Source organism: Arthrobacter sp. ASL1, from assembly GCF_056680475.1.
Map to the genome: position 1 here is coordinate 180548 of NZ_CM155284.1, position 22357 is coordinate 202904.

Annotated in this window: 24 protein-coding genes; 11 read left to right on the top strand and 13 right to left on the bottom strand. The window is 68.6% G+C overall.

Translation table 11 applies throughout. From position 1 onward, the window contains the following. Nucleotides 1-77 precede the first annotated feature (77 nt). From AC1MEQ_RS00810 to AC1MEQ_RS00825, 4 genes are all read right to left on the bottom strand, one after another. A complete protein-coding gene (locus AC1MEQ_RS00810) occupies nt 78-1052 on the bottom strand; it encodes a DUF222 domain-containing protein (protein WP_479793086.1) in 975 nt (324 codons plus the stop codon). A 165-nt stretch (nt 1053-1217) separates the two neighbouring features. Next, on the bottom strand, nt 1218-1829 hold the full coding sequence (locus tag AC1MEQ_RS00815) for a CbiQ family ECF transporter T component (protein ID WP_479793088.1): 612 nt from the start codon (nt 1827-1829) through the stop codon (nt 1218-1220). 65 nt (nt 1830-1894) lie between these two features. After that, nucleotides 1895-2611 (bottom strand): energy-coupling factor ABC transporter ATP-binding protein, encoded by a 717-nt coding sequence (locus AC1MEQ_RS00820; protein ID WP_479793090.1) that lies wholly within the window; start codon nt 2609-2611, stop codon nt 1895-1897. A gap of 9 nt (nt 2612-2620) precedes the next feature. Continuing rightward, the gene (locus AC1MEQ_RS00825; protein WP_479793092.1) at nt 2621-3238 is read right to left on the bottom strand and encodes a biotin transporter BioY; all 618 of its coding nucleotides are present in this window, start codon (nt 3236-3238) and stop codon (nt 2621-2623) included. A 149-nt stretch (nt 3239-3387) separates the two neighbouring features. Between AC1MEQ_RS00825 and AC1MEQ_RS00830 the strand changes: the two genes are divergently transcribed. Both AC1MEQ_RS00830 and AC1MEQ_RS00835 read left to right on the top strand, forming a co-directional pair. Further along, nucleotides 3388-4989, top strand: coding sequence for an ABC-F family ATP-binding cassette domain-containing protein (locus AC1MEQ_RS00830; RefSeq protein WP_479793094.1), 1602 nt, complete (start codon nt 3388-3390; stop codon nt 4987-4989). A gap of 710 nt (nt 4990-5699) precedes the next feature. Next, on the top strand, nt 5700-6164 hold the full coding sequence (locus AC1MEQ_RS00835) for a hypothetical protein (protein ID WP_479793096.1): 465 nt from the start codon (nt 5700-5702) through the stop codon (nt 6162-6164). 147 nt (nt 6165-6311) lie between these two features. On the opposite strand, the gene AC1MEQ_RS00840 is transcribed toward AC1MEQ_RS00835, so the two are convergent. Genes AC1MEQ_RS00840 through AC1MEQ_RS00850 form a run of 3 tightly spaced genes read right to left on the bottom strand, consistent with a single transcriptional unit; the run spans nt 6312 to nt 7970 of the window. Next, a complete protein-coding gene (locus tag AC1MEQ_RS00840; RefSeq protein ID WP_479793097.1) occupies nt 6312-7205 on the bottom strand; it encodes an SURF1 family cytochrome oxidase biogenesis protein in 894 nt (297 codons plus the stop codon). 4 nt (nt 7206-7209) lie between these two features. Then, nucleotides 7210-7452, bottom strand: coding sequence for a hypothetical protein (locus AC1MEQ_RS00845; protein ID WP_479793099.1), 243 nt, complete (start codon nt 7450-7452; stop codon nt 7210-7212). After that, nucleotides 7449-7970 (bottom strand): DUF3099 domain-containing protein, encoded by a 522-nt coding sequence (locus tag AC1MEQ_RS00850; protein WP_479793100.1) that lies wholly within the window; start codon nt 7968-7970, stop codon nt 7449-7451. Before AC1MEQ_RS00850 ends, AC1MEQ_RS00845 begins: the two co-directional genes overlap by 4 nt. A gap of 121 nt (nt 7971-8091) precedes the next feature. Here AC1MEQ_RS00850 and AC1MEQ_RS00855 point away from each other — a divergent pair, with 121 nt between their 5' ends. Together AC1MEQ_RS00855 and AC1MEQ_RS00860 are read left to right on the top strand one after the other, a co-directional pair. Beyond that, entirely contained in the window at nt 8092-8817 is a 726-nt protein-coding gene (locus AC1MEQ_RS00855; RefSeq protein WP_479793102.1) for a beta-ketoacyl-ACP reductase, read from the top strand. 144 nt (nt 8818-8961) lie between these two features. Then, entirely contained in the window at nt 8962-9705 is a 744-nt protein-coding gene (locus tag AC1MEQ_RS00860; RefSeq protein ID WP_479793104.1) for an SDR family oxidoreductase, read from the top strand. Nucleotides 9706-9803: 98 nt separating this feature from the next. On the opposite strand, the gene AC1MEQ_RS00865 is transcribed toward AC1MEQ_RS00860, so the two are convergent. Both AC1MEQ_RS00865 and serB read right to left on the bottom strand, forming a co-directional pair. Next, complete coding sequence (locus tag AC1MEQ_RS00865) at nt 9804-11543, bottom strand: VanW family protein (RefSeq protein ID WP_479793106.1); 1740 nt, start codon at nt 11541-11543, stop codon at nt 9804-9806. Nucleotides 11544-11640: 97 nt separating this feature from the next. Further along, nucleotides 11641-12606: a phosphoserine phosphatase SerB gene (gene serB / locus AC1MEQ_RS00870; protein ID WP_479793107.1), complete on the bottom strand. Its 966-nt coding sequence runs from the start codon at nt 12604-12606 to the stop codon at nt 11641-11643. 131 nt (nt 12607-12737) lie between these two features. Between serB and AC1MEQ_RS00875 the strand changes: the two genes are divergently transcribed. The 6 genes from AC1MEQ_RS00875 to AC1MEQ_RS00900 all read left to right on the top strand — a co-directional run bounded on the left by AC1MEQ_RS00875 (nt 12738) and on the right by AC1MEQ_RS00900 (nt 16130). Next, complete coding sequence (locus AC1MEQ_RS00875) at nt 12738-13529, top strand: ABC transporter ATP-binding protein (protein WP_479793109.1); 792 nt, start codon at nt 12738-12740, stop codon at nt 13527-13529. A 14-nt stretch (nt 13530-13543) separates the two neighbouring features. Beyond that, complete coding sequence (locus AC1MEQ_RS00880) at nt 13544-14338, top strand: sulfite exporter TauE/SafE family protein (protein ID WP_479793111.1); 795 nt, start codon at nt 13544-13546, stop codon at nt 14336-14338. Beyond that, nucleotides 14338-15144, top strand: a complete 807-nt coding sequence (locus tag AC1MEQ_RS00885; RefSeq protein WP_479793113.1) for a TrmH family RNA methyltransferase — start codon at nt 14338-14340, stop codon at nt 15142-15144. The genes AC1MEQ_RS00880 and AC1MEQ_RS00885 overlap by 1 nt, the downstream gene beginning before the upstream one ends. 81 nt (nt 15145-15225) lie before the next feature. After that, complete coding sequence (locus tag AC1MEQ_RS00890) at nt 15226-15426, top strand: hypothetical protein (RefSeq protein ID WP_479793115.1); 201 nt, start codon at nt 15226-15228, stop codon at nt 15424-15426. Beyond that, complete coding sequence (locus AC1MEQ_RS00895; protein WP_479793117.1) at nt 15419-15631, top strand: hypothetical protein; 213 nt, start codon at nt 15419-15421, stop codon at nt 15629-15631. The genes AC1MEQ_RS00890 and AC1MEQ_RS00895 overlap by 8 nt, the downstream gene beginning before the upstream one ends. Nucleotides 15632-15875: 244 nt before the next feature. After that, nucleotides 15876-16130 carry a type B 50S ribosomal protein L31 gene (locus AC1MEQ_RS00900; protein ID WP_479793119.1) on the top strand — a complete coding sequence of 85 codons (255 nt, stop codon included), beginning with the start codon at nt 15876-15878 and terminating at the stop codon, nt 16128-16130. Nucleotides 16131-16187: 57 nt separating this feature from the next. Here AC1MEQ_RS00900 and AC1MEQ_RS00905 read toward each other — a convergent pair whose 3' ends face one another. Both AC1MEQ_RS00905 and AC1MEQ_RS00910 read right to left on the bottom strand, forming a co-directional pair. After that, a complete protein-coding gene (locus AC1MEQ_RS00905; protein WP_479793121.1) occupies nt 16188-16517 on the bottom strand; it encodes a GNAT family N-acetyltransferase in 330 nt (109 codons plus the stop codon). A gap of 59 nt (nt 16518-16576) precedes the next feature. Beyond that, on the bottom strand, nt 16577-17047 hold the full coding sequence (locus AC1MEQ_RS00910) for a carboxymuconolactone decarboxylase family protein (RefSeq protein WP_479793123.1): 471 nt from the start codon (nt 17045-17047) through the stop codon (nt 16577-16579). A gap of 49 nt (nt 17048-17096) precedes the next feature. Between AC1MEQ_RS00910 and lplAB the strand changes: the two genes are divergently transcribed. Continuing rightward, nucleotides 17097-18203: a lipoate-protein ligase LplAB gene (lplAB, locus tag AC1MEQ_RS00915; RefSeq protein WP_479793125.1), complete on the top strand. Its 1107-nt coding sequence runs from the start codon at nt 17097-17099 to the stop codon at nt 18201-18203. Here lplAB and pepN read toward each other — a convergent pair. After that, a complete protein-coding gene (pepN, locus tag AC1MEQ_RS00920) occupies nt 18200-20824 on the bottom strand; it encodes an aminopeptidase N (protein WP_479793127.1) in 2625 nt (874 codons plus the stop codon). The genes lplAB and pepN overlap by 4 nt on opposite strands. Before the next feature lie 36 nt (nt 20825-20860). Beyond that, nucleotides 20861-22339: an SDR family NAD(P)-dependent oxidoreductase gene (locus AC1MEQ_RS00925; RefSeq protein WP_479793129.1), complete on the bottom strand. Its 1479-nt coding sequence runs from the start codon at nt 22337-22339 to the stop codon at nt 20861-20863. Nucleotides 22340-22357 lie beyond the last annotated feature (18 nt).

A 22357-nucleotide genomic window follows, 5' to 3' on the forward strand; every position in this document is an offset into this window, starting at 1 on the left:
GGATGCCGGGCGCTAGCTTCCGGGCCCAACAGGTTTATCCCGATCGCAAGGAGAGATCGTACAAGCCACAGGACCGCTCACGCAGAAATCGGAATAATCTGAGAATCGGAACAATCGGTGAAAACGTCCGCGCGAAGCTGGTCCATGGTCCGGGTTTCTGCAGGATCTTGACCCGGTTCTCCTGTCTCGACTGCGGTATCACCAGCGTCCGCTGCCTCCTGGGCGGCCCGGGAGACCGCGGCCGCGGAGTCTGGATCGGATTTGAGCAGCCGGGCCATTGAATCGATCTTGGAGAAGATCGCCTGGCAACTGGCTGTGGGCAGGAACCCGGAGAGCCAGGTCATTCCGTCGCCAGCTTCCTCTAGGCTGATCCTGCGATCTCTGAGTGCGGTCCGGGACCGTTTCGTGAAGGACAGTCCGTAGTACTTCTCCAACACCTGCCGGCCGCGGGCACGCAATTGCGACGGGCATTTGCCTGGCGCCAGGGCGAGCATGTCGACACCGAAGTCACGCCGGTCCGCGCGTGCCTTGGCCGCGCGCTCGGCAATCTCCCGCTCCCACTGCTCCTTCGTAGCCTCGTCGGCTTCCTTGCGTGGCACCGGCAACGGCTCCGGAACGATGTGGTGGGCGTGTTCCAGAATGCGTTGGACATGGCTGGTCCCGATCCGCCCCAGGGCCATGGATTCAAGGACCTCGGGCGTATCCATCACCAGGGTCTCTGCTTGTACCAAGATCCGGTGCGCTTGGCCTTGGGATAGACCGGAGAGGAGTGCGATCTCCATGGCGGCGCTCTCGGTGGCCGCGAAGGAAACCATCCGTCCAGTCCGCAGGGAGATCTGCATGCCGCGCCGGGCTTCGAGAGCCTCCAAGCGGGGATCGACAGCGTGCTGGGCCTCCTCGTGGAGCATCGCAGCGGCCCTGAACTTCTCGGACTCGGCAAAGCGGGCCAACGTCTCGGCAGCCTTCAGCCGGGGGGAGCCGCTCACGGAGGTCCCGGCCGTACGCGTGAGCGTCCACCCATCGATCTCGATCAACTCCGCAACCGCTTCCATGACCCCACCCTGCCAGCCGCCCCCGACAGTTTGGAGCACTTCTGGCGTACCACCCTCGGAGTGGATGAGGACGGATTTGGTGCACCGGGGTCCCGTCTGCGCAGCCCCGTGGCCGGGGCCGGGCCCCGGTAGGAGATATGTCCTGCAGCCCGTGTCCATCTGGGGCTACTGCGCTCTTGGTCCTGCGCTTCCGGCATCGACGTGCCCAAGGCCATCGTCGGGTTCGTGGTCGAGGATGCCGCGGGCTGCCAGCGCGTCACCGGTCTGATGGGCAAAGGCGACCGCCGAGACCACCACAGGCCCGGCCAGCGCAACGGGATTGCGTCCCAACCCGCGGGCGCGCGCTGCATCGGCGACGTCGGCGATGCAACCGAGCATGGCCGGGATGCTCCGCAACATGAGGCCCACGGCCAGGGCAACCACGTCGGGATTCACGCCCAGCACCCGCAGGGGCGAGCATGCCCGAGCCAGTCCCTCGACGATGACGGATTGTTCGGTGGTCAACAGCAGCAGGCGCGCCAGTTGCAGGGCAGCCACCATGCCTCCGACGACAACGAACGCCGTCAAGGGCCCGTTCATCCACCACTGGTAGATGCCCAGGAGCACCAAAACCCACCACAGGAACCGCAACGGCGCCGCCCACGCGGCCAGCACCCGCCTACCCGCTGCCGCATACAGCACCACCCCCACGGCCAGCAGGACCGCGGACGTGAGCGGGGTACGCCAGAGGACGAGGGCGGTACCGCAGGCCACGAGGACGAGATACTTCAGCCACAAGGGCGCGCGGTGGATGGGGGAACCGCCCGGGATTCGCAACCCGATGAGAAGGGCATGGCCACGCATCAGGGGCGTCCCCGGTCGGGGTCCAGCGCCAGGCGGCGGTAGCGGTCCACTGCCTCCCGCGGATCACCATCATGGACGATCCGTCCGGCGTCGATGACGATCGCGCGGTCGGCGCGGGCTGCGAAACCGAGGTCGTGGGTGGCGTAGACGACCTGCTGGTCGAGCCCGAAGAGGGTGTCCTGGAGCAGGATGTTGTTGCGCAGATCCAGCAGCGTGGTCGGTTCGTCGGCGACGAGAATGCCCTGGCCGGTGGCGAGGACGCTGGTCAGGGCGACCAATTGGCGCTCACCGCCGGAGAGGTCGTGGACGCTGCGTTCGGCCAGATGGGACAGCCCCATGGCCTCGAGGTGGAGCAATGCGGCTTCCCGCCGTCGTGCCCTGTTCTTGACCGTGGCCTTCAGCGAGAGCTCGACGTCCTCGCGCACAAGCGGCATGACCAGTTGGGCGAGCGGGTCGCTGAACAGGAAGCCGACGCGGCGGCGGACGGCCGAGACGTCACGGACCGTGTCCTTCCCGGCGACCGTGACCCGTCCGGTGGTGGGTCGGGCCAGGCCGTTGATGAGGCGCAGGAAGGTCGACTTGCCCGAACCGTTGGCGCCGATGACGGCGATGCGCCGCTCGGCCAGGTCCGCGGTTGCCGGTTCCAGGAGCACGGTGTCCGGGCCGTCGCCGCCCGGATCGGGGACGCTGGCGCCGGCCGCGTGGAAACTGATCATCCGATGGGCCTAGGCAGTGAAATCGCGGCGCGCCATGCGGGGGAACGCCTTGAAGACCGTGGCGGCGACCAGGGCGGCGACGAGGTTCTTCACCAGGTCCCCGGGCCAGTAGGCCAGATCGACCAGTGCCGCCTGGCCGAGCGGGATGTGCCCGTTGATGCTCATGCCCAGGATGCCCAACGGGTGGGTGACGAGGACGGAGCCGGCCATGGCCGCGGCGAACAACCACAGCACCCGGGCCCGGCGGGTCCTGCGCAGCACGAGGGTGGCCAGTGCGCCGGCGACCAGGGCCGCCAGCGGGAAGGCGAGCAGGTAGCCGGCGGTGGGCCCGGCCAGGACCCCGAAGCCGCCGCTGAACCGGGCGAAGATCGGCACGCCGGCCAGGCCGACGACGACGTAGAGGAGCACGCTCACCGTGCCGCGCAGCGACCCCAGGCACAGGGCCACCAGCGAGACCGCCAGTGTTTGCAGCGTGATCGGCACTCCCAGCGGTCCGACCGGAACGGCGGGCACCAGCGTCAGCGCGGCCAGCAGGGCGGCGAACACGGAAACCAACCCCAGGTCGCGGGCGCCCCACGCCGTGCGGTGGGTCGGGCGCCGGGAGGTCTCCAGTGAGTGATGCGTCATGGAAACCATGATACTTGATCGGTGTTCAAGGCCTGTTGCCGCGCCATGGGCAAGATGTGGGAGCCGTCACCCTCAGCGCGTGGCGTCCAGCGCGCGTACACTGGAAAGGTTGCGTGTGAGCGCATCGCATTCCATTTGAGAGGTTTCTTGTGATTTCCGTAGCCGACCTTGAGCTCCGTGCCGGTGCTCGACTCCTGATGGAGGGTGTCTCCTTCCGCATCGACCAGGGGGACAAGATCGGCTTGGTCGGGCGCAATGGCGCCGGCAAGACGACTATGACCCGTGTGCTCGCCGGGGAGTCGGAGCCCACTGGCGGCACGGTGATCCGCAACGGATCCATCGGCTATCTGCCGCAGGATCCGCGCACCCCCAACATGGAACAGCTGGCCCGCGACCGCATCCTCTCCGCCCGCGGGCTCGACGAAATCGTCACCAAGCTGCGCAAGTGCCATGAGGAAATGGGCAGCGAGGACGACGCCATCCGCACGAAGGCGATGAACCGCTACGACCGCTTGGACGCCGAGTTCATGTCACGCGGCGGATACGCCGCCGAGGCCGAGGCCGCAGCCATCTGCAACAACCTCGCGCTGCCCGAACGCCTGCTGGACCAAAGTCTGGACACGCTCTCCGGTGGCCAGCGCCGCCGTGTGGAGCTGGCCCGGATCCTCTACGCCGACGCCGAGACGCTCCTGCTCGATGAGCCGACCAACCACCTCGACGCCGACTCCATCACCTGGCTGCGCGAGTTCCTGCGTAACCACCAGGGCGGCCTCATGGTGATCTCGCACGACACCGGCCTGCTGGAGGCGACGGTGAACAAGGTCATCCACCTGGATGCCAACCGCGCCACCATGGATCTCTACAACCTGGGCTGGAAGCGCTATCTCGAACAGCGCGAGACCGACGAGCGGTCGCGTAAGCGCGAGCGTGCCAACACCGAGAAGAAGGCCACTACGTTGCTGGCCCAGGCCAACAAGATGAAGGCCAGGGCCTCCGGTGCCTCCGCGGCGCAGAGCATGCTCAAGCGCGTGGACCGCCTCATGGGCGGACTGGAGGACGTGCGTGTGCAGGACCGCGTGGCGGCGCTGCGCTTCCCGGATCCCGCGCCGTGCGGCAAGACCCCCATGATGGCCAAGAACCTCAGCAAATCCTACGGGTCGCTGGAAATCTTCATGGACGTGGACCTGGCGATCGACCGCGGCTCCAAGGTCGTCATCCTCGGACTCAACGGTGCGGGCAAGACGACCCTCCTGAAGATGCTGGCCGGCGCCGCGGAACCGGACACCGGCGAGATCATCGCCGGGCACGGGCTGAAGATCGGCTACTACGCCCAGGAGCACGACACACTCGACACCGGGCGCAGCGTCCTGGAGAACATGCGCTCCGCGGCTCCCGACAGCCTCGGCGATGCCGAAGTACGCGGGATTTTGGGGTCCTTCATGTTCAGCGGCGACGACGTGAACAAGCCCGCGGGGGTGCTCTCCGGTGGTGAGAAGACCCGACTGGCCCTGGCCACGATCGTGGCCTCCAGCGCCAACGTGCTGCTGCTCGACGAGCCGACGAACAACCTGGACCCCGCCAGCCGTGCGGAGATCCTCAACGCGCTGAGCAACTACCCCGGCGCCGTCGTCATGGTCAGCCACGACGAGGGTGCCGTGGCGGCGCTCAACCCCGAGCGCGTGGTCCTGCTGCCCGATGGCGACGAGGACCTGTGGAACGACAGCTACCTTGATTTGGTGACGCTGGCCTAGGTTCCCTCGGCTTGACCCTGCGGGCTCCCGGCGATCGTCGGGGGCCCGCTGTTTCGAGGTGGTGTGATACCAGGTCGGCCGAAGCCACGGCAGCACTGACCGCATACGTGACCGGCACACTCGCCGTCCTCGAGACCGGGCCGCTGGGTCCCGCCGACAATCTGCACGACGGATGGCGATCACTTCGCACCACCAATTGGACCGTGCTCAGCTGTGCTGGGGACGAGGATGATCCGATAACCGATCTCATGTCCGTGCTGGCTGATGAGATGCCGGAGCTCGATCAGTTCCCGCTCGTGCGGCCACGTGGTCGAGCAGCTGTGGCTGGAAATGGCAGTCGCCTAGGCCCAGCAGACATTCGACAGGGGAAACGTCTGGGCGGCCCCAGAGTACTGTGAAGCCACTGCCTCAAACTACATAGCAGACTGGTTCAGACTGGTTCTGACCCACACAAAGGCTGGTGCCACCGACGTCCTCGTGCAGCCGATCAACGCCCAGACAATACAGGGCGCGAGCATCTCCAACGGGGTACTTGGGAACCTTGGCGCCAGGCACTTGCCGGGGGGCAACCCAAATCCGCCTTGACTCAAGCCAAAATGCTCCCGAAGATGTTCCGAGTGCCTCACACTATTTGCTCGCGAAGCCCCGCTGGCATCTCGTGAGTCTCCGTAAGGCTTGTATAGGCCTCCGCTCACGCATATCATTTCGCCATGTCCGAGCAAGGTAGTGTTCCGGGTGTACCGAGCGTCCCGCAAGGTCTTGTGCGGGTCAAGGAAGTCTACGAATGGTGTGCCTGGGCGATCACGGCCGTGGGCACCATCGTGGGTATCGTCAAGAGCGCTGGCGGGCTTGCCGGCTTCTTGAACCAGGTCGCGTTCTTCGGGTTTGCCTGCTATATCGCGGCCATACCCGTCGTCGTACTCGTCCTCCTGGTCTTCAGCACGTTGGACAAAACGGCCGCCCGGCAGACCCACGACAATGTGCTGATCGGGGCGGTTGTCCTGGGCATACTGGGCGGCGGCTTCCTGATCCGCACCCAGCTGTTCTACGACGGCATCGGCGAGCCCGGTGACACGGACACGTTCGGTACGGTGGCAATGTCCGTCATCGGGTTGGCCATCCTGCTGACGCCCTTCTATCTCGCCTGGCGGAGGTACGGCAGCAGCAAGACCTGACCTGTCGGCTGAACCGGCGCGGACGGTACGACTCACCATTATCCCTGGGCCCCTCCCGAACAGGCGTCGTCGCGGCCTCGGGAGCAGACGCGATGGCTGAGGGGCCCTCCCATGCGTGCGTCCCGAAACGGGATCCGGGCAGCCCGCCTAGCGCTTCGCCTGGTCCTCGAAGCTGTCGAGGTAGGCGTCCTCAAGCTCCTCGTCCGTCGGGGTGTCGCCGCGGCGGCGCGTGGGCCGTGCCCGGGGCGCCCGGTAGGCGGAATGGATGACCTCGACGCCGGCGGCCTTGGCCTCGGCGGCTTCCTGGGCGTCCTCGCGGTTGATGCGCGCCTGCTGGCGGGCGGCGTAGCCCAGGCCCACGAACGAGAGTACGCCGAAGGCGAACCACTGCAGCGAGTAGGACATGTGGTTGCCGGTATCCACCGACGGGCGCTCCAACGCGGTCGGCATGGTGGCCGCCGCGGGCCGCTCCGAGGCCAGCACGCCGTAGGCCCCGGGGGCTACCGGGTATCCGAGGATGTCGGCGACCCGGGGGAGTTCGACGGAGGCGATCTGCCCTTCCGGCGCGGAGCGGGCGACATCGGGCTCACCGACCTTCAACCGGGCCGTGACCTGCACCGTTCCCGCCGGGGGGGCGGGGACGGTATCAGGTCGGCCCGCGGAGTCGTCGCCGATGGGCAGCCACCCGCGGTCGATGACGACCACCGTTCCCTGTTCGGTGCGGAACGGCACCAGGACCTCGTAGCCGGGCGAGCCGTTGTTCGGCCGGTTGCGCACGATCAGCGTGTCCTCGGTGAGGTAGGTCCCGGACATCGCCACGGGGGTCCAGGCCTTCTCCTCGGGGAGCGTTTGGAAGTAGGGGCGGGCCTGGGCGAAGGGGATCGGCGGGGCATCGTAGTTGGCGTCGACCCGGGAATTATCGGTCCGGGCCTCATCGAGCCGGTTCATCTGCCAGCGGCCCAGCCCCACGCAGGCGGCCGCGAAGATGCAGACCAGCAGCAGCCAGCCGAGCCAGCGGGTGCTGGCCAGGAATCGGTACACGGGATCAGCCCTCCTGGGCGTCGTCGGAAAGGGGGCGCGATTCCTTGAACAGGCCGCGCTCGCTCAGGTAGGTGGTCAGCCAGTCACGGTGCCCCGCGCAGGCAAGCCAGGTCTTCCGCCGTTCCGGGGTGTGGATGCGGGGGTTGTTCCACAGCAGCTGCCAGGCCGCCGGCTGGCGGCAGCCCTTGCGGGAGCAGGTCGGGATAGCCGGTCCATCGGCGCCGGACAGCTGGTCGAAAATGCTCATCCGCCGTGGTGTTCCCGTCCGCGGTGGGTTCCGTGCGCCTCGTGCGCCTCGTGGGGCTCGGGTGCCTCGGGGACGTACCACTCTCCGGGCAGCACCTCTGGTTCGGGCTCCGCCCCGGCCTGCGGGTCATCGGTCCGCGGGTCATCATCGTTCCGCGGGGCATCGTCCCCGTCGGGGACCGTGCCCGCGGCGTCCTGCGCGGCGGCGCCGGTGAGCTCGGAGGGGGGGACGGCGTCGTAGTAGTTGCTGGCGCTGCGCTTGTCCAGGTTGGTCCCGCTGGCATTGGCGACGATCACGGCGAAGTAGGGCAGGATCACCGCCAGCACGAGCATGACGACCTGCAGCCAGCCGTGCACGAAGAAGGCAGCGATGAAGCAGGCCAGGCGCACCGACATGGAGACGGTGTACTTGATGGTGCGCGAGCGCATGTCAGCGGAGCGGGACTCATCGGCATCGGTGATCCGCTGCGGATGGCCCGCCGGGGGCTGCGCGTGGGGGTGCTGGGGATTCTGGCTCATTTTTCTTCCGTGGGCTGCCCTTCCATTGTCGCACCACCGGGTCGATCCGACGAACCCGCGCGCGAATGCCCGCGTGGATAGACTGGTGCCGAAACCAATGACCATCCGACGTGGAGGACCCATGACCGAAAACGCCCAGCACACCCCGCGCAGCGTCCTGATCACCGGCGGCAACCGGGGGATCGGCCTGGCCATCGCCCGGGCCTTCGAGGCCAACGGCGACCAGGTGGCCATCACCTACCGCAGCGGCGAGGTCCCCGCGGGCCTGCTCGGCGTCAAGGCTGACGTGACGGATACGGCGTCGATCGACGCGGCGTTCACCGAGGTCGAGGCGGCCCACGGCCCCGTCGAGGTGCTGGTCGCCAACGCCGGGATGACCCGCGACATGCTGCTGATGCGCATGAACGAGGACGATTTCTCCTCGGTGCTGGACACCAACCTCACCGGCGCCTTCCGGGTGATCAAACGTGCGTCCAAGGGCATGATCCGTGCGCGCAAGGGCCGCATCGTGCTGATCTCCTCCGTGGTGGGGCTGCTCGGTTCCGCCGGGCAGGTCAACTACGCCGCCTCGAAGGCAGGACTGGTGGGCATGGCCCGCTCGATCACCCGCGAACTCGGATCGCGCGGGATCACCGCCAACGTCGTCGCCCCCGGCTTCGTGAACACGGACATGACCGCCGAGCTGCCCGAGGCCACCCAGAAGGAATACCTCGCGTCCATCCCGGCGGCACGGTTCGCCGAACCCGCCGAGGTCGCCGGGGTGGTCAGGTGGCTGTCCAGCGACGAGGCCGCCTACATCTCCGGCGCGGTCATCCCCGTCGACGGCGGACTGGGCATGGGCCACTAGGCCCGACGCCACCGAAAATTTGGAGCTTCCCTACAACTGCACGACGCCGGCCCGGCTGGCAAGATGGAGGGGAGCGCCCGCCGCGGCGGGCACCTTCTTGCAGCATTCCCACCATTCCGGGGCGGACCCGGACTAGGAGCATTCATGACCGATCTCTCCGGCAAGACAGCCATCGTCACCGGTTCCTCCCGCGGCATCGGCGCCGAGGTGGCCAAGAACCTGGCCGCCGACGGTGCCGCCGTCGTGGTCAACTACCGGCAGAAGGCCCCCCGGGCGAACAAGATCGTCGCCGGGATCACCGAGGCCGGCGGCCAGGCCGTGGCCGTGGGCGCGGATCTCACCGAGGAGGCCGGCGCGCAGGCGCTGGTCGACGCCGCCGTCGGGAACTTCGGTTCCGTGGACGTGCTGGTGCTCAACGCCTCCGGTGGCATGGAGTCCGGCCTCGGTGAGGACTATGCGCTGCGGCTGAACCGCGACGCCCAGGTCAACATGCTGCGCACGGCCGCCGCCGTCATGCCCGCGGGCTCCCGCGTCGTGTTCGTCACCAGCCACCAGGCCCACTTCATCGAGAAGTCCGCCACACTGGACGCCTACGAACCGGTCGCCCGCTCCAAGCGCGCCGGCGAGCTGGCGCTGCGCGAGGAGATCCCGGCCCTGGAGGCCAAGGGCATCTCGCTGGTCGTCATCTCCGGGGACATGATCGAGGGGACCGTCACCGCGACATTGCTCGACCGCGCCCAGCCCGGCGCCATCGAGGAGCGCCGCAAGGCCGCCGGCAAGCTGCTGACGGTCGCGGAGTTCGGGGTGCAGGTGGCCGCCATGGCCACCGCCGACGTGCCCACCGGCCACACCGAATACGCCGGCGGCGCCGGCCACTTCCTGGACTGACCCGCGGGCCCATCCCACGCAAAAGGGGGCGTTCCCAGCGGCAATTGATGCCGGTGGGAACGCCCCCTTTTCCGCTGCCCGCGGGGGACGCCGTGCGGCTACTTCTTCTTGGGGTCCTTGCCGCAGACGATCTTGTTCCACGGCTGGTAGGTCCAGTGCAGGCTGTCGCGCAGCGTCTCGGATCCGGAGGTCCTGGTGCGGTGCACGTCGACGGAGAAGCCCTTCTGCCCACCGGACTCGGACACGCAGTCCTTGGCGTCGTTGTAGCGGGTCTTCGGATTCGTCTTGTCGTAGTGGTCCGACGTCCTGGAGGTGACCGTGTACTTCTTCGTGCCCCAGAGGCGGGTGTGGACGCGGTCGCTGGACACCCAGGCCTGGATCATCACGGCATGTCCGGTGTTGTTCTTCCAGGCCATGTCGATCGTGCCCTCCCAGAGGGTGGATTCGCGTCCTGCGGGGTAGCGGTCGAACCACCGGCTGTGCGGCTGGTGGGCGATGTTCTCCATGCCGCCGAGCCAGCCGACGTTGAACAGCTGGGTGGAGATCTGCGAGAGACCGCCACCGATGGCGGTGGTCGAGAACCCGTCCTCGACCACACCGGATTCGAAGTAGCCGTTGGCCTTGGTGATCGGGGCCAGCGCCTTGGTCAGCGAGAACGTCTCCCCGGGCATGACGATCAACCCGTTGAGCTTGGAGGAACCGGCCCGCAGGTTCTTGGTGCGGACCGTGTCCGACGTCGGGTAGGGGGTGGAGAACTCGACGATCTCCTCCTTGACGCCCAGGGCCTTGGCCTTCTTCGTTGTCAGTTCGGGCTCCGTGACCTTCAGGTCGACCGTGGCGGTGCGCTGCTTCGTGGTCGCCGCCTTCAGCACCTTGTCGGACAGCTTCGCGGTGTCGACTCCGTGGCCCTCGACGGCCGGGACGATGGCCGGCTTGCCGCCACGCAGGATGATCTTCGCGTCCTTGGCGGTCGAGCCCATCTTCGGGTTGGCCTGCAGCAGCTGGTCCGCGAGCTTGCCGTTGTCCAGCTTCATCGTCACGGCACCGTCGGCCACCGTGAACGATGCGGCCTGGGCCAGGTCCGCCGGCTTTAGCTTGGCCTTGAGCTTGCCGGCGGTGACCGTGATGTCGCCCTTCACGAGCGGCTTGGCCTGCTCATCGCGGGCCTTTTCGAAGGCGGCCACCGGTGTCTTCGGCTCCACCGCGGTGGCGTCCACCTCGATGGGCTCGGTGGCACCGAACCAGGCGTTCTCGATGCTGCCGGCCGCCGCGTCGGCGTCGATGGTCTGTCCGGTGGTCGGGGCCGTGTAGTCGACGGCAGCGTCCTTGAAGGCGATCTTGCCCTCGGTGGCCGGCGCGTCCAGCTTCGGCCGCAGGCCCTCGACGGCGTCCGTGAGCATGTCCTGGTCGTCGGTGAGGACCGGTTCGATGGATTCCCCGCCGTTGATCCGTTGCCACAGCACCGCGGGGTTGAGCGAGTATCCGGTCTGCCCGGCCAGGGTGGCGTCGACGTCGATGCCGAAACCGGCGTTGGCGGGGATCAGCTCGGTGCTCTTCTTCCCGGCGGCGATCGTGATCGGCTCGGTGACCAGCGGGTCGAGCTTCCCGTGCAGTCGTGCCGCGGCGTCCGACGGGTTCAAGCCGCCGATCTGGACCCCGTGCACGCTGGAACCCTGCGGGATCTGGTCACCGACCAGGGCGGCTCCACCGGCGTAGGCGCCGGCCAGGACGACGACGGCGCCCCCTCCGATCAGCCAGCCCTTGAGGTTCCTGCCGTTGCGTTGCTTGTCCCGCATCTTCACCCGCGCATGCTCCATGTCCGTGTCCGTCGTGGGCACGCCAAACCGCGCACACCAGTTGCATCCTAGCGCCGCCGCGCGCGGTCACCGCGCAGGAGGGGACCGGTCACCACCGGTAGTTATGCAATCGTCATGATCAAACACCTGCCAGATGCCGGACGATGTCCAGGCGCGGCAGGTCGATCGCCGCGTCGGCGGCGGCCCGCAGCGCCGGCTTCGCCCGGTAGGCGATGCCCAGCCCGGCGGCCCGGACCATCAACAGGTCGTTGGCACCGTCGCCGGCGGCGATCGTATGCTCCAGCGGGATGCCGGAGTCGGCCGCCCAGCGGCGCAGGCAGGCCTCCTTGGTGGCGGCGTCGACGACCGCACCAGACACCGTGCCGGTGAGGATGCCGTCGGTGATCCCCAGGTCGTTGGCGAGGGCGAAGTCCAGGCCGAGCTCATCGGCCAGCGGGGCGAGGATCTGGATGAACCCGCCGGAGACCACACCGACCAGGTGCCCCGCGGCATGGAAGGCCTCCACGAGCTCCCGGGCGCCCTCCGAGAGCACGACGGCGGCACGCACCTGCTCGATGACCCCGGCATCGAGCCCGGCCAGGGTGGCCACGCGGGCGTGCAGGCTGCCGGCGAAATCCAGTTCCCCGCGCATCGCTGCCTCGGTGACCGCCGCGACCTCGGCCTCGCGTCCGGCGTGGGCGGCCAGCAGCTCGATGACCTCCTGCTGGATGAGCGTGGAGTCGACGTCCATGACCAGCAGCTTGCGCGGCGCCTCGATGAGCGGGGCCGCCACGAGCGCGTGCGCGGCGCCGTCCCCGGCCAGCTCCGCGGACAGCGCCGCCCAGGAGGCCTGCAGCGGATCCCGGCCATCCGCCGTCGTGCCGCCCGGCGTCGGGTCATGGGCCAGGGCGCGCCGGGTCCCGGCATAGCCCGGACCGGAGAACGACACCGAGGAGAGCACCGTGAAACCGTGCGAAGCGAGGACGGCGTCGAGGCCGGCCGGGTCCAGCCGGGCCGCGCCGGACCCGGGCGCGGCCCCGTCGGCCGCTGTGGCCCCGTCGGCGGCGCGGCGGTGGTGGGACACGAGGTAGGCGCAGGTCTGCATGCTGGGATTCTCCCGTGCGGGGACCGGAACGCGCCAGTTCGCGTCGGCCGGCGGGTGCCCGTGCGACGTGTGCAAGGGCGCACCCGGCCACGTTTGGTTGATCACGGCCGTGTTGCCTTAGGGTTTTGACCATGAATGATGTGCTTTCCTTTGCCGGAATCGACGTGGTCCGGGGCCAGAAGAACCTTTTGACGGGTATCGACTGGCAGGTGAAGGACGACGAGCGGTGGGTCGTCCTGGGCCCGAACGGCGCGGGGAAGACCACGCTGCTGCAGATCGCGGCGGCGCGCATGCACCCCACCCGCGGCACCGCTTCGATCCTGGACGAGACGCTGGGCCGGGTCGACGTGTTCGAGCTGCGCCCGCGCATCGGGCTGTCCTCGGGCGCCCTGGCCACGCACATCCCCGGCCACGAGACCGTGCTGAATGCCGTGGTGACCGCCGCCTATGGCACCACCGGGCGGTGGCGCGAGAAGTACGATCCGATGGACGAGCGCCGGGCCTTCACCCTGCTGCACGACTGGGGCATGTCCACGCTGATCAACCGGACCTTCGGCTCCCTGAGCGATGGCGAACGCAAACGCGTCCAGATCGCCCGCGCCCTGATGACCGACCCCGAACTGCTACTGCTCGACGAACCCGGTGCCGGACTGGACCTGGCCGGCCGCGAGGACCTCGTCGCCCGCCTCGCCGAGCTCGCCGCCGACGAGGAGGCCCCGGCCATGGTGCTGGTGACCCACCACCTCGAGGAGATCCCGCCGGGCTTCACCCATGCGATGCTGCTGAACGAGGGGGCCATCGTCGCCGCGGGACCCATCGGTGCCACCCTCACCGAGGCCAACCTCGCGTCCGCCTTCTCCATGGACCTGGCCCTGCGCGTGGACGCCGGCCGGTACACCGCCGTCGCCCGCCACGGCGCCTAGGCCCCGCGCAGCGCATGGATCTCTGGAGGGAACTGCTCGTCGGCTTTGCCGGTCTCTGGGCCGGGACGATCAACACCATCGTCGGCTCCGGGTCGCTGGTGACGTTCCCGGTGCTGGTCGCACTGGGGTATGCCCCGGTGAACTCGATCATCTCCAACGCCATGGGCCTGGTCGCCGGCGGCTTCTCCGGTGCCTGGGGCTACCGGCGGGAGGCGCGCAGCGTGCCCAAGACGATGCTGAAGCTGGTGCCGGCCTCGCTGCTCGGCGGCATCCTCGGGGCGTTCCTGTTGCTGCACCTGCCCGAATCCGTCTTCGGCTATGTGGCACCGGTGCTCATCGCGATCGCCGTGCTGCTGGTCATCTTCCAGCCCCGGCTGGCCCGCTGGGTGCGCGAACGCCAAAGCGGCGACGAGCTGCGTCCGTCCCACGCGGACGACCAGAAGCTCTCCCCGCTGGTGTACCTGCTGGTGTTCCTCATCGGTGTCTACGGCGGCTACTTCACCGCCGCCCAGGGCATCCTGCTCATGGCCGTGCTGGGGATCTTCTTCCACGGGTCGCTGCAGCAGTCCAACGCCATCAAGGTCATCCTCTCCCTGGTGGTCAACCTCGTCGCCGCGGCCTCCTACCTGCTCTTCGCCTTCGACCGGATCAACTGGCCGATCGTGGCACTGATCGCCGTCGGCTCGCTGATCGGCGGATTCGTCGGTGCGAGGGTCGGCCGGAAGCTCTCGCCGCTGCTGCTGCGCGGCTTCATCGTGGTCCTCGGGATCGTCGCCCTGGTGAACATGATCGGCAAGCTGGTCGCCTAGTGCCGGTCATCGAGCTGGAGTCCTCGACCGACCCGCGGGTGGCCGACTATGTGGCCCTCTCCGACGCCGCGCTGCGCCAGCGCACCGATCCCGGCCGGGGGCTCTACATCGCCGAGAGCTCCAAGGTGCTGCGCCGGGCGTTGGCCGCCGGGCATGGGCCGCGCTCGTTCTTCCTGGCCCCCAAGTGGCTGGATGGCCTTTCCGACGTGCTCGACGCGCATCCGGAGGTGCCGGCCTTTGTCGGGGCACCGGGCGTGTTGGAGGAGATCACCGGGTTCCATCTGCACCGCGGCGCCCTGGCCGCCATGAACCGGCCCGCCCCGGTCCCGCTGGCCGACGTCATCGACGGGGCGCGCCGCGTGGTGGTGCTCGAGGACATCGTTGACCACACGAACCTGGGGGCGATTTTCCGCTCGGCGGCGGCCCTGGGCGTTGACGCCGTGCTGGTGTCCCCGCGCTGCGCGGACCCGCTGTATCGCAGGTCCATCCGCGTCAGCATGGGCGGGGTCTTCCAGGTCCCCTGGGCCCGGCTGGATGATTGGAACCAGGGCTTGGATGCACTGCGGGCCGGGGGCTTCACCCTGGCGGCCATGGAGCTGACCGAGTCGGCCCGGCCCATCGACGAGGTTGCCGCCGAGTCCATCGAGCGGATGGCGCTGGTGCTGGGCACCGAGGGCGCCGGCGTCTCCGTGGAGACCCTGGCCGCCGTCGACCTGGCCGTGATGATCCCGATGCGTCCCGGCGTCGACTCGCTCAACGTCGCCGCGGCCTCAGCGGTGGCCATGTGGGAACTGCGGGGCAGGTAGGCGCGCGGGGACCGTCTCCTTCCGTTAAGAGCCGCACCGTGGCAGGATCATCTCCGCCAACAGCCGAGGAGAGTGGTGTGCGTGGAAGAATTAGAAGTCAGCCTGCGGTGGTCGTTCCCGGGAGCCCCAACAGGGGCAAACCTGGCTCGAGCGCTGCGGGTATTGGCGGCGCATCCGACATCGATGAACGTGAGCGGGGCCCGGCTGGAATTGGAGCCGCAGCTGGCCGGCGGCTTCTTGCTCAGTCTCATCGGCCTGCAGCAGCAGGGCAGCGATGACTGAGCCACGCGTTCAAAGAACGTCAACTTACGGGCTGTGCCTGCCCCGAGAGCAGGATACCGGGGACTTCAGGGCCTTTCTCGAGCCTTTGGCCGCCAATCTGGAGGAAGCTCCCGACGACATGGTGGTTGGTCTGGTCGCCGTTGAGGAGTTCGACATCGATGCCGATACCGACCCGTGGACTGCCACGGTGACTACTGCGAGCTAAATCCCACAACCCACCGCGCCGCGGACTGATGCCGTGCCGTGGCGCCACCGTCCCTGCCTCGACTCGCTGCACGTCGCCGCGGCCTCAGCAGTGGCCATGTGGGAACTGCGATCCCGCTAGGCCGCGGCGATTTCCGTCGCTGTCCGGCGGTGGGCTATAGTGAACAGTCGGTTCCGTGTCGAACGGAACGACGTACCCGTATGGCCGCTGGCAAAATCCAGTGGCTCGAGCAAAGGTTTAAAACATGAAGTCCAATACGCACCCGGAGTACGCGCCGGTCATCTTCAACGACCTCGCCTCCGGCGAAAAGGTCCTGATCCGCACCACCGCCACGTCCAAGAAGACGGCCGAGTGGGAAGACGGCAACACCTACCCGATCATCGACGTCGAGATCTCCGCCGCCTCGCACCCGTTCTACACGGGCAAGCAGCGCATCATGGACTCGGCCGGCCGCGTCGAGCGCTTCAACGCCCGCTTCAAGAACTTCGGCAAGAAGTAGGCACGCACTTCATGTCCAAGGGGACCCTCCGGGGTCCCCTTGTCGTTAACGGGTGGTTCAGCTGAAGAGTGCCAGGTGGGCCGTGCTGACCGGGTCGAGGTGTTCGGCGAAATCGTCGTGGGTCGTCGTCCACTTCTTGACGTAGGGGCACATCGGCACGACCCGGAATCCGGCTTCCACCGATTGCCGGATGGCCTCCCGGGTCAGCGTCGAGGCAAGACCCCTGCCGCCAAAGGCGTCGTCGATGACGGTGTGGTACAGGATGCGCTGCGGTGTTCCGGCCTCGTCGGTGTCGCGGTATGACGACGATCCCGCAGCTTGCCCATCGACGGTGATGTCGTAGCGGTGCCTGGCGGCGTTCAGGGTGACGTCGGTGCTCTCGTCCATGGTGGCTCCTCGGGGTGGGGGATGGCTGTTGGTTTGCCGGGGTCGGGTTTTGCGGCCCGTCAGGCCTGGCGGCGCTTGACCGGATGCTCCGAGAGGATCGAAATCCGGTTGTAGGCATTCATGGTGACCGCAGCCCATTCGACGGCGGTGAACGCCTCGTCGCCCAGGGTATGGCGTGCCGCGGAGAGGGCTTCCCGCCGCCGTTCGTGCTCCGGCAGGGCCGTGGTCACCTCGGCCACGGAAAGGACGGCGCGTTCGACCTCGTCGAAGAGGGTGGAATCCTGCCATCCGGTCAGCTGGGCGAGGCGCTGCACGGTGGCCCCCGCCTCGAGGGCGCGCTGGGTGTGCAGGTCCAGGCAGAACGAACAGCCGTTGATCTGCGAGATCCGGATGTTCATCAGTTCCAGGGTCTCGCGTTCCAGGCCGGCGGCCTCCGCTGACTGGGAGACCTTCAGCGCGAGGGTGTTGAGTGCCTTCCACTGGTCGGGATGGGATCGGTCCATGAAGGGCAGACGGTCGGTGGCGCTCATGCCCGCCAGTGTAGCCCGGGGGAGTGCCGGCAGTTACTAGGATGGGTGTATGCCAGTTGACGATGACGCACCCCGCGAAAACACCCCCTACACCCACCACGGCGAATACAAGGTGCCCGGCGGCAAGCTCGTCGTCGCGGATCTCGAGGTCGCCACCTGGGAGGCTCCGCCGCGCATTGTCCGCGCCAACATCAACGGGGACTTCTTCCTCGAACCGGACGAGACGCTGGACGACATCAACGCCGCGCTCGTGGGGTTGGACGCCTCGGCACCGCACTCGGCCATCCGCGACGCCGTCGGCGCAGCGGTGGACGATGATGCCGTCATGTTCGGGTTCGACCCGGCAGCCGTGGCCACCGCCGTCCGCCGGGCGCTGGGACATGCGACCGGGTGGGAAGACCACGAGTGGGAGGTCGTCGGACCGCGGCCCTTGCCCATTGCCGTGAACGTCGCGCTCGATGAGGTCATGACCCGCGAGGTCATGGAGGGCACGCGCCGCCCGACCCTGCGGATCTGGGACTGGAACGAACCCGCCGTGGCGATCGGCAGCTTCCAGTCGGTCCGCAATGAGATCGACCCCGAGGGCGCGGCCCGGCACGGGGTGACCGTCGTCCGGCGCATCAGTGGTGGTGGTGCCATGTTCATGGAGGCCGGCAACTGCATCACCTACTCGCTCTACCTTCCTGCATCGCTGGTCGACGGGATGAGCTTCGCCGATTCCTACCCGTTCCTGGATGCCTGGGTGATGGCGTCACTGCAGCGGCTCGGCGTCGAGGCGTTCTACAAGCCGCTCAACGACATCGCCACATCGCAGGGCAAGATCGGGGGAGCGGCCCAGAAGCGGTTCGCCGGCGGCGCGGTCCTGCACCACGTCACCATGAGCTACGACATTGACGCGGACAAGATGACCGACGTGCTGCGCATCGGCAAGGAGAAGATCTCCGACAAGGGCATCGCCAGCGCGAAGAAGCGGGTGGACCCGCTCAAACGCCAGGCCGGCATCCCGCGCGGCGAGATCATCGAGACGATGATCGCCACGTTCGCCGCCCGCTACGGTGCCACCCGGACGGAGATCGGGGAGGCGACGCTGGAGCGGGCCGACCGGCTCGCCGATGAGAAGTTCCGCACCGACGAGTGGCTATACCGCGTCCCCTAGACGGCTGCCTGCCCGCGCAGGGTCCGCGCCAGCTGGTCGCGCTGTTCGACGATGATCCGCCGCAGGGCACGCGGCGCGTCGGCGTTCGAAGCCAACCAGTCATCTGCGGCGTGCAGCACCGGGTGCGCCTCGGCTCCCTCCGGGCCCAGGTCCTGTTCCCCGGGGAACAGCCCCTGCACGGTCCGGGTGGCCAGCCCGATGCTGCGCTCGGCCCAGATCCCCGCCAGTTCCGGCCAGTAGCGCTCGTAGTACGGGTCGATGAGGTCGTGGGTGCCGACCAGGAAGCCGTCGACCGTGGCGCTGAGCACGTCGTTGGAGAGCGCCCGCCCATCGGATCCGGTCCCGGAGAGTGCTGCATCGAAGGCGGCGCGCTTGACCGCGGGCTCGGGACGGGCGGCCAGTGCCAGGGCGTGCCCCACGGACGCGACCGCCGAGGGCTTGGCTGCCCGCTCGGCATCCAGGGTCGGCGCATCGACGTGTCCGCGCGCCGCTCCGGCCTGCAGGAGCGCCCAGCGCAGCTGCTCGTCCACGGCCAGGCCGTCCACCGGGGCGGAGTCGTCCAGCAGGCCGGCGACGACCTCGTCCAGGCCGCCGGCTCGCGCCAGCCCGGCCAGCCGCCGGGCGTACGCCACCTGCGCATCCGAACCGGGTTCGGCCGCGAGGAGGAAAGCGTGGACGGCGCGGGCCAGCGCCTCGTGCTCGGCGGCCCGGACGGACGGCGGGCAATAGCGCCGCACCGCTGATTCCGCCTGGTCCAGGATCATGGTCAGCACGCCGACGTCGGTGATGGTGTCCACATGCCGGCGCACCGCCTGCAGGAACACCGGAGCCGGGAGGGCAGCGTCGCGGACCATGGACCACAGCGCGGCCCAGGCGGTGGCGCGCGCCAGCGGTTCGGACAGCGAGCCCAGGTGCTCCAGCAGCACCGCCAGGCTGCCGGCGTCGAACCCGACCTTGGCATAGGTCAGGTCCCCGTCGTTGGGCAGGATGACGGCCGGCCGGGGCCGGCCCACCAGCTCGGTCACCGCGGTCCGGGAACCAGTGACGTCCAGCCGGAAACCCCCGGAGCGGACCAGGGCACCATCGCGCAGCTCGAAGGTGCCGACCCCCAGCGTGTGCGGGCGGATGGCGGGGGAGCCGGTGGTGGGATCCACGCCGTCCTGGACGATGACCGCCGAGGTGAGAACCCCGTCGTCGTCCTGCTCGACCTCCACGTGGAGGGATCCGACGCCCGCGCTGCGCAGCCACGCGTCGGCCCAGGCACCCATGTCGCGGCCGGAGGCCTCGGCGAGCACGGCCAGGAAGTCGGACAGGGAGGTGTTGGCGTATTCGTGGCGGCGGAAGTAGGTGCGGGCGGCGGCGGTGAAGGCCTCCCGGCCCACGTACGCATCGAGTTGCTTGAGCACGGAGGCGCCCTTGGCGTAGGTGATCCCGTCGAAGTTCTGCCGGGCCGCCTCCAGATCGGGGATGTCCGCGACGATCGGGTGGGTCGTCGGGAGCTGGTCCTGGACGTAGGCCCAGGCCTTGCGGCGGTTGGCGAAGGTGACCCATGCGGTCTCGAAACCGGTGGCCTCGGCGACGGCCAGGGTGCCGATGAAGTCGGCGAACGACTCCTTCAGCCACAAATCATCCCACCAGCGCATGGTCACCAGGTCGCCGAACCACATGTGCGCCATCTCGTGCATGATCGTGTTCGCCCGGCCCTCGTATTGGGCCTCGGTGGCCCGGGAGGTGAACACATAGTGCTCGGTGAACGTGACCAGCCCCGGGTTCTCCATGGCGCCGAGGTTGTATTCGGGGACGAAGGCCTGCTCGTACTTTCCCCAGGGGTAGGGGTAGTCGAAGAGGTCGTGGAAGAAGTCCAGGCCCTGCCTGGTGGTGGCGAACAGGGCGTCGGGGTCGAAGTGGGCGGCGAGCGAGGCGCGGCACGTCAGGCCCAGCGGCACCTGAAGCGTGGTGCCGTCGGCCAGGGTGCGCTGCCACTGGTCGGTGACGTAGTGGTAGGGACCGGCCAGGATGGTGGTGATGTAGGTCGACATCGGCAGCGTGGTGGCGAAGCGGCTGGTCGCGGTTCCGTCGCCGTGGTCGGTGCGCTCGGCGACCGACTGGTTGGAGGCGACATGCCAGGCGGCCGGTGCGGTGACCGTGAAGGTGAACGGCGCCTTCAGGTCGGGCTGCTCGAACGTGGCGAACACGCGGCGGGCATCGGCCGGCTCATACTGCGTGTAGAGGTAGTTCTCGCCATCCACCGGGTCCACGAAGCGGTGCATGCCCTCACCGGAGGTCGAGTACAGGGCGGTGCCGTCGACCTCGACGACGTTCTCGCCGGGTTCGGTGGTGAGATGGATCCGCGAGCCGTCCACGGTGGTCCCCACATCGAGCGCCCGCCCATTGTGCACGACGGCGGTGACCCCACCATGGATGAAATCCAGGAACGTCGGGTGGCCGTCGGCCGTTGCGGTGAAGGCCACCCGCGTGCGGGAACGGTACCCCGCCTCGGACGCATCGGGGGCCCCGCTCAGGTCCAGGGCGACCTCGTAGGAGTCGACGCCGAGGATCCGGGCACGCCCGGCGGCCTCGTCGCGGGTCAGGTTCTGGTTCTGGGGCTGCTCGTTATCCACCCCACCATTGAACCATGAAGCAGGTGTTGCATATCACTACCAGGGGGAGGGCCGGTAGTCCTTGATGAAGCAGCCGCGCAGGTCCTCGCCCGCCTCGCCGGCGACGATCGGGTGGTAGACCCGGGCCGCGCCGTCGATGAGGTCCAGCGGGGCGTGCCACCCCTCGGCGGCGTGGCGGATCTTCGACTCGTGCGGCCGTTCGTCGGTGATCCAGCCCGTGTCGACGGCGGTCATGAGGATGCCGTCGGATTCGAGCAGTTCCTCCGCAGCCGTGCGGGTGAGCATGTTCAACGCCGCCTTGGCCATGTTCGTGTGGGGATGCCCGGCGCCCTTGTAGACGCGGGAGAACTGGCCCTCCATGGCGGAGACGTTCACGACGTACTTGCGCCGTGCCGCAGCGGCGGCCATGGCCGGGCGCAGCAGGCTGGCCAGCAGGAACGGCGCGGTGACGTTGCACAACTGGACCTCCAGCAGTTCCAGCGCCTCGACCTGGCCCAGGTTCTGCGTCCAGCTGTTCACGGATACCAGGTCCGGGACGAGCCCGCCGGCATCGATCGCCGTCCCGGCGGCGATGCGCTCCAGCGAGGCCGAGCCGGCGGTCATCGCCAGTTCGGCCAGCCGTTCGGGGGCCACGCCCATCGTCGACTCCAGGGCGGCCACGTCCAGGTCGAAGGCCGCCGCCAGCGCCTGCGGGTGCGCCTGCGGGGCGACTCCCGCCCCCCAGACCTCAGGGCCGCCGTTGGCCACCGACAGCTCGGGGGCCAGTGGGTGCGCCTCGGCCTCGATGAGGTGGCGGTAGGCGTTGCCGGAGCGGCGGACCGTTTGCGCGGCGTTGTTGATGAGGATGTCCAACGGCCCGGCCGCCGCCAGGCGTTCGGCCAGCGCCACCACCTGGGAGGGGTCGCGCAGGTCGATGCCCACGATCCGCAGCCGGTGTAGCCAGTCCGCGCTGTCCTCCAGGGCGGCGAAGCGCCGTGCCGCGTCGGCCGGGAAGCGGGTGGTGATCGTGGTGTGGGCACCGTCGCGCAGCAGCCGCAGGGCGATGTGCATGCCGATCTTCGCCCGGCCCCCGGTCAGCAGGGCACGCCGACCGGTCAGGTCGACGCGGGCCTCGCGCCAGTGCCGGCCGCCGGCCGCGCAGTCGGGGCAGAGCAGGTGGTGGAAGGCATCGACCTTCGTGAACGGCTGTTTGCAGATATAGCATTTGCGCGGCTGCCGGTACTCGCCGGCACTGCCGTCGGCCGTGGTGGAGGAGAGGTCAATTCCCTCGGTCTCGTCGTCCAGCCGGTTCGCGGCCCCCGTGGCGGTCCGCTCCATCACCTCGCGGTCGGCGTCCAGGACGGCCTGGCGCGCCTCGGTCCGGCGGGCGCGCTTGACCTCCTTGAACATCCTGGCGGTGGCACGGCGGACGGCGATGAACTGCTCGTCGTCGTCGGGCAGCTGGTGGATGCGCTCGAGGACGCCCAGGCAGGCGGCCAGATCGTCGGGGGCGATGGGGAAAATATGCTCAGTCATGACGGGAGAACTCTACCG

Excerpts from the sequence above, each read along its gene's own strand:
- AC1MEQ_RS00855 (WP_479793102.1), top strand. The coding sequence starts at position 8,092 with ATGACCGAAAACGCCCAGCACACCCCGCGCAGCGTCCTGATCACCGGC.
- AC1MEQ_RS00905 (WP_479793121.1), bottom strand. The coding sequence starts at position 16,517 with ATGGACGAGAGCACCGACGTCACCCTGAACGCCGCCAGGCACCGCTAC.
- serB (WP_479793107.1), bottom strand. The coding sequence starts at position 12,606 with ATGCAGACCTGCGCCTACCTCGTGTCCCACCACCGCCGCGCCGCCGAC.
- AC1MEQ_RS00810 (WP_479793086.1), bottom strand. The coding sequence starts at position 1,052 with ATGGAAGCGGTTGCGGAGTTGATCGAGATCGATGGGTGGACGCTCACG.
- AC1MEQ_RS00835 (WP_479793096.1), top strand. The coding sequence starts at position 5,700 with ATGTCCGAGCAAGGTAGTGTTCCGGGTGTACCGAGCGTCCCGCAAGGT.
- AC1MEQ_RS00845 (WP_479793099.1), bottom strand. The coding sequence starts at position 7,452 with ATGAGCATTTTCGACCAGCTGTCCGGCGCCGATGGACCGGCTATCCCG.
- AC1MEQ_RS00895 (WP_479793117.1), top strand. The coding sequence starts at position 15,419 with ATGACTGAGCCACGCGTTCAAAGAACGTCAACTTACGGGCTGTGCCTG.
- AC1MEQ_RS00875 (WP_479793109.1), top strand. The coding sequence starts at position 12,738 with ATGAATGATGTGCTTTCCTTTGCCGGAATCGACGTGGTCCGGGGCCAG.
- AC1MEQ_RS00860 (WP_479793104.1), top strand. The coding sequence starts at position 8,962 with ATGACCGATCTCTCCGGCAAGACAGCCATCGTCACCGGTTCCTCCCGC.
- AC1MEQ_RS00900 (WP_479793119.1), top strand. The coding sequence starts at position 15,876 with ATGAAGTCCAATACGCACCCGGAGTACGCGCCGGTCATCTTCAACGAC.
- AC1MEQ_RS00910 (WP_479793123.1), bottom strand. The coding sequence starts at position 17,047 with ATGAGCGCCACCGACCGTCTGCCCTTCATGGACCGATCCCATCCCGAC.
- AC1MEQ_RS00825 (WP_479793092.1), bottom strand. The coding sequence starts at position 3,238 with ATGACGCATCACTCACTGGAGACCTCCCGGCGCCCGACCCACCGCACG.
- AC1MEQ_RS00880 (WP_479793111.1), top strand. The coding sequence starts at position 13,544 with ATGGATCTCTGGAGGGAACTGCTCGTCGGCTTTGCCGGTCTCTGGGCC.
- AC1MEQ_RS00925 (WP_479793129.1), bottom strand. The coding sequence starts at position 22,339 with ATGACTGAGCATATTTTCCCCATCGCCCCCGACGATCTGGCCGCCTGC.
- AC1MEQ_RS00820 (WP_479793090.1), bottom strand. The coding sequence starts at position 2,611 with ATGATCAGTTTCCACGCGGCCGGCGCCAGCGTCCCCGATCCGGGCGGC.
- AC1MEQ_RS00850 (WP_479793100.1), bottom strand. The coding sequence starts at position 7,970 with ATGAGCCAGAATCCCCAGCACCCCCACGCGCAGCCCCCGGCGGGCCAT.
- lplAB (WP_479793125.1), top strand. The coding sequence starts at position 17,097 with ATGCCAGTTGACGATGACGCACCCCGCGAAAACACCCCCTACACCCAC.